This is a genomic window from Streptomyces sp. NPDC014623, from assembly GCF_043088245.1.
In the GTDB taxonomy this organism is placed as follows: Bacteria; Actinomycetota; Actinomycetes; order Streptomycetales; family Streptomycetaceae; genus Streptomyces.
In genome coordinates this window covers 257822-272101 of the sequence record NZ_JBIBZU010000009.1, presented here as the reverse complement: position 1 = coordinate 272101, position 14280 = coordinate 257822, and the positions used below count along the sequence as shown (strand labels likewise).

Sequence of the window (14280 nt, the reverse complement as noted above, 5' to 3'; positions counted from 1 at the left end):
TCGAACGTTAATAGACACCGGGGCCCGATTCCAAGCTGTTCCCGCAGATCGACCACGATCCCGGCCTGGACTTTCACGTCTCAAACGGGCGCAAACGGGCGACTTGAGCATCCCGCATCCGGCCACCAGTTTCTGACGCTGTGTCAAATGTTATGCGAGCGGCTTCTTTCGACTACCGACGGTCGCGACCGGTCATTCACTGTCCCGCCGCACGATCTTCACCGTCGTGCGCCGCTCCTGCTGCCCCCGCGCGGGGCGGCCGACCGCGAGGAGCGCCAGGTCGTCCGTCGACCGGCCACCGGTGTGCAGCCGTACGTCATCGGTGAGCGCGGACAGCAGTTCGTCGGGCCCCGGGAAGAGCCGGCCCCGCAGCCGGGCCGCCGGGTCGTAGAAGGCACCCTTCGCGTCCCGCGCCTCGGAGAGCCCGTCGGTGAAGGCCAGGAACATCGCCCCGGCCGGCAGCGTCCACTCGTCCGACCGGTCCGGCCACACGTCCAGCCCCATCCCGAGCGGCAGCGCGGGCACGGTCGGCGCCAGTACCTCCAGCGCCCCGTCCGCGTGCAGCACGAGCGGCTCGGGATGACCTCGGTTGACGACCCGCAGCGTGTCCGAACCGGCCGGGATCTCCGCGAGTACGGCGGTGACGAACCCCTCCATGGAGTCCAGCCCGCCCCGCCGCGAACCCTCGCGGGCCAGTGCCCGCTCCAGGCGCTGCACCACGCCCTCCAGCGACAGCTCCTGCTCGGCGGCCTCCCGGAACGCCCCGATCACGACGGCCACCGCCGCCACGGCGTCCAGTCCCTTGCCCCGTACGTCCCCGACGACCAGACGCACCCCGAACGGCGTGTCCGCGACGGCGAACAGGTCACCGCCCACGAACTCGTCCGCCTGGGCCGCCTCGTACCGCGCCGCGACCAGCAGCCCGCCGATCCGGTCCTCGGGCGTCGGGAGCACGGCACGCATCGCGGTCTCCGCGATCACCCTGGCCGAGGCCAGCTGCTCGTTCCCGCGGCGTACGACACGGTTGATGGCGAGGGAGAGCGCGGCGACGGTGATCAGGGTGAGCAGATCGGTGACCGGCACGACCTCGGCGAGCATGCCGTCCGAGACCCGGATGGCGAACACGACGATGACCGCCGCCACTCCGACACGGACGGTGCCGGCCAGTGAGAAGAACGGGGCGGCGATCAGCGGGGCGGCGGCGAAAAGAGGAACGGCTGTGACCTCGTCCGGTGTCCCGAGGTCGAAGGCCACCCCGGCACAGATCATCAGAGCGGGCAGCACGCGCACGAACCGCTGGGAACGGACGTTCCCGGCGGCGCCCCCTGACCGTCCGTCCCGCTTCCCCACCTGTGTACTCCTGCCCGGTCCACCACGGCTGCGGACGGTACCGTGCCCCACCCGGGCCGGCCGGAGCCGCGCCGAACGACGCCACGTCATCGGCCGAAGGGAGGAGCGCGTCGGAGCCCCGCCCCGGTGGTCAGCCGGAGAACCGGTGCTGCGCGTGGATCGTCAGTGCATCCCGTGCGAAGACGGCGATTCCGTCTCCGTAGCGATCGTAGTTCCTCCAGGGGCGGAGACCGGCGAGGTACACCCCCGGGCCGGTCACCCGCGCACCCGTGTCCTTGCGCCGCGTCACCCGGCCGTGGCCGGGTGACGCGGCGCATGACAGAGGCCCGGATCCTTGGAAGGATCCGGGCCTCTGTCTTCAGTAGCGGGGACAGGATTTGAACCTGCGACCTCTGGGTTATGAGCCCAGCGAGCTACCGAGCTGCTCCACCCCGCGCCGTTGTGATTGCAACTCTACGCCATCCGGGAGGGTGCTCCGACCATTTACGGCTGCCGCCCCCTCGTCCCCTCGCCGCCGGGCACTCCTCCGGTACCGGTGTGTTTTCTCGACGCGGGCTGTACGCAGTGGAGTTGACGGCTGGGTGATGTGCACGGGGCTGTGGTCACACCCGGTCAGGGCCGATCCGGTCCGACCGGTCCGGGCCGGAGCCCGGTGCCGCGCGATTGCGGGACTCCGGGCGCGGCGGGACTCTGGAGGTGCAAGCCTTTCGGTGTTCGGTCCCGTCTGCGCGACATCCCGGGGGTGCCGGCGTCGGCCCAGCAGCCTCACCCGAACCGATGGTGCAGGGGAGGCCGGGCGCACGTGCGCGAGGAGACGACCATGGACGCCACCCTGCTCGAGACGATGAGGACCGCTCTGCGCGGCCCCGTCATCGGTCCCGAGGACCAGGAGTACGGACAGGCCCGCGCGGTCTACAACGGCATGATCGACAAAAGGCCCTCGGCCCTGGTCAAGTGCCGCGACACGGCCGACGTCATGGCGGCCGTCGGCTTCGTCCGCGAGCACGGGCTGGACGTGGCCGTCCGGGGCGGCGGGCACAGCGGCCCCGGCCTCGGTCTCTCCGACGACGCGGTCACGCTCGACCTCTCACCCATGCGTGGCGTGCGGGTCGACCCCGCCACCCAGACCGCCCAGGCCGACGGCGGTGCGACGCTGGGTGATCTCGACCACGCCACCCATGCGTTCGGCCTCGCCACCCCGACGGGGATCATGTCCACGACCGGTGTCGGCGGACTCACCCTCGGCGGCGGTCACGGCTACCTCACCCGCGCGTACGGTCTTTCCGCGGACAACCTGATCTCCGCGGACGTGGTCCTCGCCGACGGCACCTTCGTCGCCGCGAACCCGAGCGAGCACGCCGACCTGTTCTGGGCGCTGCGCGGCGGCGGCGGGAACTTCGGCATCGTCACGACGTTCGACTTCGAGCTGCACCCCGTGGACACCGTGGGCGTCGCCGTCACCGTCTGGCCCCGGGAACTCTTCCACGACGTCATGCGCTGGTACCGCGACTTCCTGCCGCAGGCACCGGACGACCTGTACGGCTTCTTCGCCTCGCTGACCGTCCCGCCCGGCCCGCCCTTCCCCGAGGAGATCCACGGGCAGAAGATGTGCGGCGTCGTCTGGTCCTCGACGGCGGACCCGGAGTCCCTCGGCGAGACCCTCGCCGTGGTGAACGAACCGGGTCCGCCCGCCTTCCACTTCACCGCGCCCATGCCCTATCCGGCCCTGCAGTCCATGTTCGACACACTGATGCCGCCCGGTCTTCAGTGGTACTGGCGCGGAGACTTCTTCGACCGGATCACGGACGAGGCCGTCGACGTGCACGCCTCCTTCGCGGAGAAGCTCCCCACCGGCCTGTCGACCATGCACCTGTACCCGGTTGACGGAGCCGCCTCCCGCGTCGGACCCGACGACACCGCCTGGGCCTACCGTGACGCCGTCTGGTCCGGCGTCATCGCCGGCATCGACCCCGACCCGGCCAACGCCTCCGCACTGCGGGAGTGGGCCGTGGGCTACTGGGAGGCGCTGCACCCTCACTCCATGGGCGGGGGCTACGTGAACTTCCTGGGCACCGGCGAGTCCCAGGAACGGGTCCGGGCCACCTACCGCGGCCACTACGACCGGCTCTCGGAGGTCAAGGGGACCTACGACCCGCACAACCTCTTCCACGCAAACCAGAACATCGAGCCCGCGACGTCGCACTGACCGTCACGCCAGGAACGCAATTCCGGGGGGAAGCCGTGCCGGGAGGGTTACAGTCTGCATGCACCGCACGATGATCCGGCCGCCCCCGGAGCGGCGCGGCACCGGCAGCGGCACCTCGTCGCCCTGCCGGTCGGGACCAGTCCGGCATCTACCGCAGCGGCTCGGTCACAGGGCACACCGCACACCTACCTACAGGACACCTGAGATGACCGACATGCCTGCCCGCACGACCCAGCGGCACCCCGGCGACGCGCCCGCGAGCTCCGGCACCGACACGGGCACCACGGCCCCGCTGCCCACACCGCAGTACGCGGGCCTGTTCATCGAGCCCGACCTGCCGCCGGTCACCGACGAACCCGAATGACCGGGCGCGCGTGCCCTGACCGGTCCCGGACCACCGGGCGCCGCCCCGGCCGGCCCCGGGTGACCGGTCCGGCCGCACGGTCGTTGGGAGACCATGCGCATCCGTATCGGTGTGGTCGTCCTCGCAGTGGTCCTGCTGATCGCCGCGTTCATCTCGAACATCCCGTCCCGGGCAGAGACCGAGTCGGCCTGCCGGCGGGCCCTCGACAACACGTCGACGTGGGCCGACCGGCCGGACGTCTGCCAGGAGGTGTCCGCGGAGACCTACCGGACGTTCCTCATGATGTACGACCTGCGGGAGGAGGGCCTGGACTGACGGCCCACGTCCCCGGCCCGTGTGCGCGCTCGTGACCCGGCGGGGGCGGCCGGGCCCGGGGCCCGGTGGGGCCACGGGCGGCGCCCCCGTCAGCCCTGCTGTTCCTTCCACTCCGCCTGGGCGCGGTCGAGGTCCTCGGCGAACGCGTCCAGGAAGTCCTTGGCACTCGTCCGGCCGAGCAGCACCTTCTGGAAGCCCGATTCGCTGTCGGCCTTGGACAGGGTGTTCCAGTCCGGCAGGTAGTAGGGAAGCTGAACGATCTTGGTGTTGCCGGAGAACAGCGCCTCGGCACCGAGCTTGGTGGTCTCGGCCTCGTCGAGCCAGGGGTCCTCGGCGGCTTCCTTGTTGGCCGGGATCAGGCCCGCGGACTCGCTGAACTTCGAATTCGAGGCGTGGGAGGCGGCGAACTCGATGAACTTCCAGGCCGCCGCCTTGTTCTCGGAGGACTTGAGCAGACCGAGGCCCGAGACCGGGTTGGACACCATCACCCTGGTGCCGTCGGCCAGTTCGGGCTGCGGGATACCGCGGAACTTCCCGACGCCGAGCGAGCTCACGTGGTCCTGGTAGGAGCCCAGGTTGTGGTTGAGCATGGCGATGCTGCCCGAGTCGAACTGGGCGACCATCTTCGTGAAGTCGTTGTTGAGGTCGGCCTCGGGAGTGGCTTTCCTGTACAGGCCGGCGTACTTCTCCAGAGCCGCGACGTTCTTCGGATCGTTGACCGTGGTCCTCGTGCCGGATTCGTCCCAGAAGGAGTCGATGCCCGACTGGCCGTACATCGCGTCCAGTGCCTGGGCGATCGAGCCCGGTCCACCGCGGATGGTGTAGCCGAACCGGTTCTCCCGTTTGTCCGTCAGCTTCGCCGCGGCCCCGTAGAACTCGTCCCAGGTGTCCGGCTCGCCCAGCCCGGCCTTCTCGAACAGGTCCGTGCGGTAGTAGAGGACACCGTTGGTGGCGGAGATCGGCACCGTGTAGGTCTCGTCCCGGCCGGCGGCGCTCCGCACGTTCTCGAGCATCGCGTCATTGAGCTTGTCCTTGAGGGAGCTTCCCTCGATCCGGTCGTCCAGCGGCTCCAGCGCGTCCTGCGCGGTGATCCCGGCGACCATCGCGGCCCCCACGCCACCCACGTCCGGCAGGCCGCCTCCCTGGATGGCGGTGTCGTACTTGGACTGGGCCTCGGTGGAGGCGATGCCCACGTACTGCACGTCGATGCCGGGGTTCGCCTGCTCGAAGTCGGCGATGATCTCCTTCCAGATCGCCGTGCGGACACCTCCGTTCTCGTCCCAGAACACGATCTTCCCGGTTCCGGGGCCTTCGGCGCCCTTCGCACCGGTGATGCCACTGCCGTCGTCACCGCAGGCCGTGGCGGTGAGGGCCAAGGCGGAGGCCAGGGATATCGCGATGGCGAGGCGGTTACCGCGGGGCTTGATCATGGTCGGCTCTCTTCTCTGAGTACTCACCGGCGAGCCGCCGGGCGACAGGGCACCGCAGCGTGAAGCCGTGCAGGGACGGGGTGCTTCGGGGAAGAGCAGGGGGCCGGCGGTCCCGTCGAACCGGAGGAGCCGCTGACGGGGCGGGTCCGGCCGCCCCGGTTCACCGCCGCGTCCGGGCCCGTGGGCCCTCGGGCCACCGTGAGGCCGGCCCTTCCTCCGTCCGGGCGGACGGGGGCCTCAGCGTCTCCCGCGGCTCCGGGGGCGGCGAGGGAGGGGGCTCGGGGCTGGGTGCATACGGCGCTCGGCTCTCATATCGCGTCTCATATATGACATACGAAGGGCAACGCGACGAACGTAAGACGGCCCGCCCCCACGGTCAATGCCCGTGCAGCGACGAATCGCCGAGCCCCCGAACACCGGAACGCCCCGCCCGGTCGGACCGGGCGGGGCGTTCCGGTGTTCGGGGGCTCGCGGTGGGCGTCAGGCCTCGACCGTCACCTTGCCGGCCGGGGCGGGGCCGGTCCTGCCGTCCTCGGCAGCGGGACGGACGGGACCCGGGATGAAGGCGGCGACCGCGGCGGCGACGAGCGCGACTCCGCAGCCGATCATCAGGCCGACACGGAAACCGTCCTCGGAGGCGAGCGAGAACCCGCCGAGGCTGGTGGTCATCTGCGCCAGCACGACACCGACGACGGCCGCACCGATGGTCGTACCGAGCGAGCGCATCAGGGTGTTGAAGCCGTTGGCCGCGGCGGTCTCCGAGAGCGGGACCGAACTCATGATCAGGGCGGGCATCGCGCCGTAGGCGAGGCCGACACCGCTGCTGACGACGATGCCGACGACCATCAGGCCCCAGGCGGAACCCATGAGGAAGAGGGAGATGCCGTAACCCAGGGAGATCACGAGTGCACCGAGGACGAGGGCGGTCTTGGGACCGCGTGCGTTGATCAGCTTCCCGCCGAGCGGGGAGACGATCATCATCATCACCCCGCCGGGAGCCATCCAGAGGCCCGCGGCCAGCATCGACTGCCCCAGGCCGTAGCCCGTGGCCTCGGGGAACTGCAGCAGCTGCGGCGCGATCAGCATGAAGGAGTACATGCCGACGCCGACCAGGACCGACGAGACGTTGGTCAGCAGCACGCGCGGTCGGGCGGTGGTGCGCAGGTCGACCAGCGGGTCACGGGTACGCAGCTCGTAGACCCCCCAGACGCCGAGGGACACGACCGCCACGGCGAACAGGCCGAGCGTGGTGCCCGAAGCCCAGCCCCAGTCGGCGCCCTTGGAGATCGCCAGCAGGAGGGAGACCAGTCCGATGGCGAGCCCGATCGCGCCGGGCGCGTCGAAGCGCTGCCCCTTGGCACCGGCCGGGACGTCCGGGACGAAGTGCCAGATGAGTACGGCGATCGTCAGCGCGAGGACCGCGGAGCCCCAGAACAGCACGCGCCAGTCGGTGTATTCGGCGACCGCGGCGGAAATCGGCAGACCGAGGGCGCCGCCGATGCCCATGGAGGCGCTGACGAGGGCGATCGAACCGCTGAGCTTCTCGGCGGGCACCACGTCACGCAGCAGCGCGATACCCAGCGGCACCATGCCCATGCCCATGCCCTGGAGGCCCCGGCCGACGATCATCGGGACCACGGAGGAGGCCAGCGCACACACCACCGAGCCGGCGACGAGCGGGACCGCGCAGGCCAGCAGCATCCGGCGCTTGCCGAGAAGGTCGCCGAGCCGGCCGGTGACCGGTACGCACACACCGGCGACCAGGAGGGTGACGGTGACCACCCAGGCCGCGTTCGAGGAAGAGGTGTCCAGGATCCGGGGCAGCTCGGCGATGAGCGGAGTCACCAGCGTCTGCATCACCGCCGCGGCGGTGCCGGCGAGTGCCAGCGTCGTGATCACGCCGCCTGCGCGGGCCGTGGGCTGGGGGGCGTCCATGTCGCGGGTCCTCGGCTATCTGTCGGTGGAAGACTTGGCATCGTACACGTCTATTGCATTATGCATAATGCGTGGTCCATGCACTTCCTCGTGAACATACGATGACGTCAACACGCATCACGGCACGACGACACACCGGCCTCGCCGGGCAGGAAGCAGGAGGTGCCCGCGCATGAACAGGGCGACACGAGAGGTCGAGTACGAGCAGATGCTGCTCAGCCGGCACGGCCTGCTGAACCAGAGAAAGGGACGTCGCAAGGACGGCCTCCTGGAGCGCAGCGCGTACGTCCTGCTCAGCCGCATCCGCGTCCAGGGCCCGATGTCCGTCGGTGAGCTCAGCGAAGCCTTCGACCTCGACGTCTCCACCCTCAACCGGCAGACCGCCGCGGTCATGCGTGCCGGCTTCGTGGAGCGCATCCCCGATCCGGACGGGGGCATGGCCCGCAAGTTCCGCATCACCGAGGAGGGCGCGAAGACCCTCGACGCGGAACGCGAGGGCATGGTGAGTTCCCTGGAGCGGGTCATGGCCGACTGGTCCGACGAGGACATCTCCGCCTTCGCCGGCTACCTGCGGCGCTTCAACTCCGACATCGAACGCATCGGTGGCCGCCCCTGGCCACGCCCCTGAGCCGCGGGACGCGCGACGATGGGCGGCAACGCGATGGTGCCGGCCTCCGCGAGGATGCGTACGTGCTCCTCACTGGTGCGCGACAGACGCGGTGAATCGGCGGTCCGGAGTGCTCGGACGGGAACCGTTTCCACGGAAGACTCCGGGGGCGCGGCCCCGCCGCGACTCCTGGTTCCCCCTGGATGCGTACGGTGGGACAACCGCGAACCGGAGTCCCCATGGTCTCTCTCCCGCGTGGTCCTCATTCCTCTGCTCTGCAGCGGAATCCTCCCCTCGCCCCGCGTACGCCACATCCCTCGAAAGCGGGAGAGCGGGAGTAGGCGAACGGCTTGGCCACGGCCCGGCCGGCCTCCTGGCCGTCCGGGGCCGGTGCCACGCAGCCCGGGACGATCACGGTGTGGCCGGCAGAAGGGCCGGCGGCCGAGGCGGCCGGCGAAACGTCAGCACGCCCCGCCGTGCACGGTCCGGCCGACACCGATGCGTCGTGGGTGGCGGGCCCGGCGAAGGAGGCGCCCGGTGGCAGCGGGGGGAGCGATCCGCGGCACGCCGCACCTCGACGGAGCGCGGACGGGCATCCGCCCGCGGTGAACTCGCACCACGAGCAGTGGTCCCGGGCCAGGGAACCACCCTGACCCGGGATCCAGTGGTAGGCCGTGTGGGACTCGAACCCACAACCAACGGATTAAAAGTCCGCTGCTCTGACCAATTGAGCTAACGGCCCGCGATGGATCACCCCCGAGCATAGCTCCCCCCGGCCCGGCAGCCGATCGGGTATCGGATGCCGGGCCCTGCCGTGCCCGGGGCGGGGCGGATCAGCCCGTGGTTTCGTCCCCGATCGTGTGCTTGTGAACCGGGGTGCCCGGCCTCAGGAACCAGTGGCGGGCGGACACCAGCCACCAGATCGCGGCGAAGCCCAGCACCACCAGGACGGCCAGGGGCGCGTAGTTGAAGCTCTCCCAGGTGACCGGGGAGACCTGGGGCAGCATGAAGAGCACCGTGATCACCCCGACCCAGGCAACCGCGACGATGCCGACGGGCCGGGACCACCGGCCCAGGTGCCAGGGCCCCCGGACGAAGTCGTCGCCCCGCAGCAGTCTGAGCAACGTGGGAATGACGTAGGCGATGTAGAGACCGATGACCGCGATGGACGTCACGGCGGCGTACGCGGTGACATTGATCAGGTACGGAAGGCCGAGGGCCAGGGCGCCGAGTGCGGCCAGCCAGACGGCCGCGACAGGGGTACGGGTGCGTGGGCTGACCGTGTGCCAGACACGGGAGAAGGGCAGCGCCCCGTCGCGTGAGAACGCGTAGATCATGCGGCTGTTGGCGGTCACCGAGGCCATCCCGCAGAACAGCTGGGCGCCGATCACGACGAGCAGCAGGAGCTTGCCCGTGGTGGCTCCCAGGGCGTCCAGGAGGATCTGGGCGGGCGGGGCGCCGGTCGGGGAGTTCAGGGCGCCGTCGTACGACTGGATGGCGAAGGTGAAGCCGAGCAGGAGCACGAAGCCGGCGATCCAGGACGTCCAGATGGACCGCACGATGCCGCGCGGGCCCGCCACGGCCGCGTCACGGGTCTCCTCCGTCATGTGGGCGGAGGCGTCGTAGCCGGTGAACGTGTACTGCGCCATGAGCAGGCCGATCATCACGACGTAGAAGCCGCTGCCCCAGCCGGTGTTGTTGACGAACTCGGTGAAGACGTACGACGCCGACCGGTGCGAGTCCGGCACGAAGGTGAGCGCGCCCACGATGACGGCGACCCCGGCCACGTGCCACCACACGCTGACGTTGTTGAGGACGGCGACGATGCCGACACCGAAGGTGTTCAGCAGACCGTGCAGGATCAGGATCGCCGCGAAGAGAAGGATCGTGCGGCCGGGAGTGACCTCGAACCCGAACTGGAGGTTCAGGTAGGCCCCGAGGAAGGACGCCGCCCCGAAGTCGATACCGGCGGTGACGGCGACCTGGCCCAGCACGTTGAACCAGCCGGCGAACCAGGCCCACGCCGCGGCCGAGCGCGGCGGGGCGAGGCGGTGGGCCCAGAAGTACAGGCCCGCGGACGTCGGGTACGCCGAACAGATCTCGGCCATCGCCAGCCCGACGAACAGCGTCATCAGTCCGACGCCGACCCACCCCCAGGTGATGACGGCGGGACCGCCGGTGTTCATGCCGAACAGATACAGCGTCAGGCACCCGGAGAGCACCGAGATGATCGTGAACGAGACGGCGTAGTTGGAGAAGGCCGACATCCGGCGGGCGAGGACCTGGGTGTAGCCGAGTTCGGCCAGGCGCTCCTCGTCGGAGGTGGACGCGGGCGGGCCCTGGAGGGCATCGGGCGGTGGCTCGGCCGCCACGGCTTCGTCGTTTGTCATGCCCCCAGCGATGCCCTCACCGGGGGCACGACATGCGCGCCTCACGCCATGTGCTGCCCGGCTAGAAGACCGTCGGATACGCCATCCAGCCCGGCCCCACCTTGGCCCGCACCGCGAACGTGCCCGTCCCCGTCCCGTCGTACCGCCAGAGCACCCCGGCCGTGTCCCTCGCGAGCAGGTCGTTCCGCCCGTCACCCGTGATGTCACCGACTGCCGCGAGCGCGTCGTACTGCTGCCAGCCCGAGCCGATCCGCACCTTGGCCGCGACTCTGCCCGTGCCCGTCCCGGCGTAACGCCACAGGACCCCGGCGCTGTCGCGGACCAGCAGGTCGCCGAAACCGTCACCGGTCAGGTCGCCCGCTCCCACGACCGTGAGACCGTTCCAGCCGACACCGATCTGGGTCCGGGCCTTCAGCCTGCCCTTGCCGTCGCCCGGGTACAGGAAGAGGTGACCGGTGGCTTTCTGACGGGCCAGCAGGTCCGCGACCGCGTCGCCGTCGATGTCGCCGGGCGCGAACATGTCGTACGCCTTCCAGCCGGAGCCGATCACCTCGTAGTCGACGGGAGCCCCGCTGCCCTCGGAGCACGTGCCGTCGAACCGCATCAGCGTGCCGTGGTCCGTCGCCGCGAGGTAGTCGTTGCACCGGTCGCCACCGAGGTCACCGGTCGGGAGGATCCTCGTCGCGGTCGTGTCCTCGAAACCCCAGTAGCCGTCGAGCGGGCCGACGGTGCCGGGCAGCCGTCCGTCGCGGCGTCCGAGCATGCCGTCCGACACGGTGACGAAAAGGTCCCCGAGTGCGTCCCGGCCGAAGTCACGCCAGGCGGGGGCACCCGTGGTGAGGGAGACCTCCCCGCTGCGGACCAGTGCGGCACCGTGCCCGTCGGCGGGCTCGGCGGTCAGTGTCCAGCCGTACCGGCCGTTGACGGCCGGGTGCCCGGCATCGTCGAGGCCGTCCCACTCGGCCGTGAGCCCGCCCCGCACCTCGCCGCCCGAGACCGTGCGGACCGCCTTCCCCGTCCGCCGGTCCGTGAAGACGGCCTTCCACGACGAGACGGGCTTCGAAAGCTTCCCCGCGTACGTCCAGGGGCCCGAGACCGCCCCGGGAAGGCCCGTCCACGAGTCCTCGTGGGCCGACAGCGGCTGGGTCGGCACCCCGGTCGGCACGACGTGCACCCGCCGGTCTGCGTCCACGTGGGCGAGGTGCCCGCCGTACTTGTCCACCGTCCATGCCACCCGCCGCTGCGGGTTCCCGGTCGCGGGCAGGTCCGCGACCACACGGCTCACCACCGCCCCGGTCGCCGTCGAGGACACCAGATCGGTCAGCTCCAGCTTCCCGGCGGCCTTGTCGTGGCGTACGAGGTACCCGTCCCCCAGCAGTGCCTCACCGAGGGGCACGGGCAGCGACTTCCCCGTCGTACGGTCCAGGACCCCTGCTTTCCCGGAGGCCCCGCACGTCCAGTACAGCCAGCGTCCGAGTGCCTGCAGCTCGTCGGGCACGCAGTCCGTACCGAGGGGCACCGTCGCCGTGGTCCGGCGCGTGGCCAGGTCGTACGAGGTGACCGTGCCCGGCACCGTCCCGGCGCTCCACAGCGTCCCGGCCCACAGGGCGGACGCCACGGGGGCCCTGGTCAGGATCTCCTCCCCGCCGTGGGCGCGGTAGACGACCTGCCGGCCCGACGCCGCGTGCGTGTAGACGGCGTAGTCGCCGTCGGTGTCCGTCAGCGTTCCCCCGGACAGACCTGTGTGGAACGAACTCCCGCGGGAGACCCGGACCTCGTCACCGGACCCCGACGGCTGCCGGTTCAGCACCACCGGCTCCCCGTCGCGGGTGCCGTGGATCGCGTGACAGTCCGGGTCCTCGGCCCCGCAGTCGCTCACGAACGAGATGAACGACTTGGCGGCCGGCCCGTAGGAGGGCGTTCCCTGGACCGCGAGCTGCCTCTCGGTACCTTCGCGGAGCGTGCCCGGACGGGAGGCCACGGTGAGCTTTCCCGCCGCAAGACCGATGCCCTCCAGGTCCACGGGCAGTGCGGACAGGTCGACGACGCGGGTGGACTGCGGGGTCCCGTCCGGCCCTTCCACGATCCGGTACGCCCCCCACGTGGTGTCCGTCGCGTAACCGGTGGCTCCGCCGACGACCACGGCGGAGCCGTCCTGCGCCGCCGCGACCTCCGTCCTGGCCGCCTTGAGCACCTGCCGGGAAGGCCCGCCGTCCATCGGCGTGGCCGTCATGGCGCTGCCGCCCTTGTTGTGCAGCAGCCAGTCGCCGACGACGGCGAGGTGGTACCCGTTGCGCTCGGTGGGCGCCGGCGCCGTCAGGACCCTCGGAGCGGCCCCCAGGTCGGACCGGGGGACCACGCTGATCGTCGAGTCCGCGCCGTAGGAGTACCGGACCACGTGCCGGGGCGTCAGGAGGTAACCGGGCGCGGCGCCCTGGATGTGGGCGGAGCTGCCGGAGTCCATGTGCGCGGTCTCCAGGTCGACCAACGCCATCCGGGCGACCCCCTCGTGGACGAAACGCAGCAGGATGCCGTTCTCGTCACCTGCGGCGGCGGCCTGGGACAGCCAGTACTTGGCGCCCTCGGGGAGGCCGGTGACCAGGCGGTCCCGTGTCGACCCGTCGTCCCGGACGTCCAGGAGGTGGGCCTCGGGGGCCGCCGTGCCGGTGGTCCCGCCGGATTCCACGGTCAGCAGTTTCACGGCGACGACCGTGTGCCCGTACACACCGGAGAAGGTGAGGCCCTCGGGAATCGTCACGAACTTCGTGGTGCCCGCCGCCATGTCACGCAGTTCGACCTCGTCCGCCCGCAGATAGGCGATCGTGTCGGTACCGGTCCCGTACATCCGGGTGACCGTGCCGGTCCCCGTCGGCCCCGCCGGGAAGTGGGCGCCGTCGGAGAAGCGCGTCCAGCGGTAGTCGGCCTTGCCGGGTACGCGGCTGAAGACACCCAGTTCCCCCACGGCGTCCGCCTCGCGGGCGCCGCCTGTGGAGACAAGGGTGAAGGGCTGCACGGAGTTCCGCAGCGCGGCCGGCACGACCACGGGTTCGGCAGCCGCGCCGACGGCCGACGGGACGGCGTTCCGTACGGTCTGCGGCACGGCGAAGACCGCCGGCGGGAGACCGGCGGTGACGGACAGCACGAGCGATGCGGCGATGACACCGGATCTGAGGGCACGGTGGGCCACTCGGGTTCCTCCCCTGGACTGACACGAGTACGCAGGCATGGAGGAAGAAGAAATGGCTGTCATCGGAACTGGGCTGCCGCCGGGCGTGCCCGACCGCCCGCACCCGCCCCCCGGCGGTCCCCCCACGCGAGGGGACGGATCTTAACAGGACCTTCACAGGCGGGGGAGGCGGCGGCCCCGGCGGACGCCGCGGGGCCCGTACAGCACCTGGGTGCTGTACGGGCCCCGCGGATCAGCCGGCTGTCAGCCGGACTCAGCCGTTGCGCTTCCAGCGCGGCTTGTCGTCACGGCGGCCGAAGGTGCCGGTACCGGTACCCGTGCCGGTGCCACCGCGGTGGTCGTCACGACGGCCGGTCGGGCGGTCGCCGCCACCGGAGCGGAAGCCGCCCGAGGGACGGTCGTCACGACGGTCACGGTTGAACGGGCGGTCGCCGCCACCGGAGCGGAAGCCACCGGAGGGACGGTCGTCACGACGGTCACGGTTGAACGACGGACG

At 70.9% G+C, this 14280-nt stretch carries 9 protein-coding genes, 2 tRNA genes and 1 pseudogene; 4 read left to right on the top strand and 8 right to left on the bottom strand.

All coding sequences use genetic code 11. The annotated features are described in order from the left end of the window. Positions 1 to 192 precede the first annotated feature (192 nt). Together ACF1FZ_RS17465 and ACF1FZ_RS17460 are read right to left on the bottom strand one after the other, a co-directional pair. A complete protein-coding gene (locus ACF1FZ_RS17465; protein ID WP_391774235.1) occupies positions 193 to 1350 on the bottom strand; it encodes a PP2C family protein-serine/threonine phosphatase in 1158 nt (385 codons plus the stop codon). A 362-nt stretch (positions 1351 to 1712) separates the two neighbouring features. After that, positions 1713 to 1786 (bottom strand) — tRNA-Met (locus tag ACF1FZ_RS17460). A gap of 384 nt (positions 1787 to 2170) precedes the next feature. Here ACF1FZ_RS17460 and ACF1FZ_RS17455 point away from each other — a divergent pair. The 3 genes from ACF1FZ_RS17455 (at position 2171) to ACF1FZ_RS17445 (ending at position 4235) form a co-directional block, all read left to right on the top strand. Further along, entirely contained in the window at positions 2171 to 3556 is a 1386-nt protein-coding gene (locus tag ACF1FZ_RS17455) for an FAD-binding oxidoreductase (protein WP_391774234.1), read from the top strand. Between the two features lie 205 nt (positions 3557 to 3761). Further along, complete coding sequence (locus ACF1FZ_RS17450) at positions 3762 to 3920, top strand: hypothetical protein (RefSeq protein ID WP_391774233.1); 159 nt, start codon at positions 3762 to 3764, stop codon at positions 3918 to 3920. Between the two features lie 93 nt (positions 3921 to 4013). After that, positions 4014 to 4235: a hypothetical protein gene (locus ACF1FZ_RS17445; protein WP_391774232.1), complete on the top strand. Its 222-nt coding sequence runs from the start codon at positions 4014 to 4016 to the stop codon at positions 4233 to 4235. Between the two features lie 89 nt (positions 4236 to 4324). Here ACF1FZ_RS17445 and ACF1FZ_RS17440 read toward each other — a convergent pair whose 3' ends face one another. Together ACF1FZ_RS17440 and ACF1FZ_RS17435 are read right to left on the bottom strand one after the other, a co-directional pair. Then, entirely contained in the window at positions 4325 to 5665 is a 1341-nt protein-coding gene (locus tag ACF1FZ_RS17440) for an ABC transporter substrate-binding protein (RefSeq protein ID WP_391774231.1), read from the bottom strand. A 480-nt stretch (positions 5666 to 6145) separates the two neighbouring features. After that, on the bottom strand, positions 6146 to 7600 hold the full coding sequence (locus ACF1FZ_RS17435; protein WP_391774230.1) for an MFS transporter: 1455 nt from the start codon (positions 7598 to 7600) through the stop codon (positions 6146 to 6148). A gap of 172 nt (positions 7601 to 7772) precedes the next feature. Here ACF1FZ_RS17435 and ACF1FZ_RS17430 point away from each other — a divergent pair, with 172 nt between their 5' ends. Next, positions 7773 to 8228 (top strand): MarR family winged helix-turn-helix transcriptional regulator, encoded by a 456-nt coding sequence (locus ACF1FZ_RS17430; RefSeq protein ID WP_391774229.1) that lies wholly within the window; start codon positions 7773 to 7775, stop codon positions 8226 to 8228. 644 nt (positions 8229 to 8872) lie between these two features. On the opposite strand, the gene ACF1FZ_RS17425 is transcribed toward ACF1FZ_RS17430, so the two are convergent. The 4 genes and pseudogenes from ACF1FZ_RS17425 to ACF1FZ_RS17410 form a co-directional block, all read right to left on the bottom strand. Beyond that, positions 8873 to 8949: transfer RNA gene (locus ACF1FZ_RS17425), tRNA-Lys, on the bottom strand. Between the two features lie 91 nt (positions 8950 to 9040). Continuing rightward, the gene (locus ACF1FZ_RS17420; protein ID WP_391774228.1) at positions 9041 to 10597 is read right to left on the bottom strand and encodes an amino acid permease; all 1557 of its coding nucleotides are present in this window, start codon (positions 10595 to 10597) and stop codon (positions 9041 to 9043) included. Between the two features lie 61 nt (positions 10598 to 10658). Beyond that, positions 10659 to 13784: an FG-GAP-like repeat-containing protein gene (locus ACF1FZ_RS17415; RefSeq protein WP_391774227.1), complete on the bottom strand. Its 3126-nt coding sequence runs from the start codon at positions 13782 to 13784 to the stop codon at positions 10659 to 10661. Positions 13785 to 14037: 253 nt separating this feature from the next. Next, positions 14038 to 14280: pseudogene (locus ACF1FZ_RS17410) on the bottom strand (RNA helicase); the annotation flags it as partial.

Coding starts and splice junctions, on each gene's coding strand:
- ACF1FZ_RS17455 (WP_391774234.1), top strand. CDS start 2,171: ATGGACGCCACCCTGCTCGAGACGATGAGGACCGCTCTGCGCGGCCCC.
- ACF1FZ_RS17450 (WP_391774233.1), top strand. CDS start 3,762: ATGACCGACATGCCTGCCCGCACGACCCAGCGGCACCCCGGCGACGCG.
- ACF1FZ_RS17445 (WP_391774232.1), top strand. CDS start 4,014: ATGCGCATCCGTATCGGTGTGGTCGTCCTCGCAGTGGTCCTGCTGATC.
- ACF1FZ_RS17440 (WP_391774231.1), bottom strand. CDS start 5,665: ATGATCAAGCCCCGCGGTAACCGCCTCGCCATCGCGATATCCCTGGCC.
- ACF1FZ_RS17435 (WP_391774230.1), bottom strand. CDS start 7,600: ATGGACGCCCCCCAGCCCACGGCCCGCGCAGGCGGCGTGATCACGACG.
- ACF1FZ_RS17430 (WP_391774229.1), top strand. CDS start 7,773: ATGAACAGGGCGACACGAGAGGTCGAGTACGAGCAGATGCTGCTCAGC.
- ACF1FZ_RS17420 (WP_391774228.1), bottom strand. CDS start 10,597: ATGACAAACGACGAAGCCGTGGCGGCCGAGCCACCGCCCGATGCCCTC.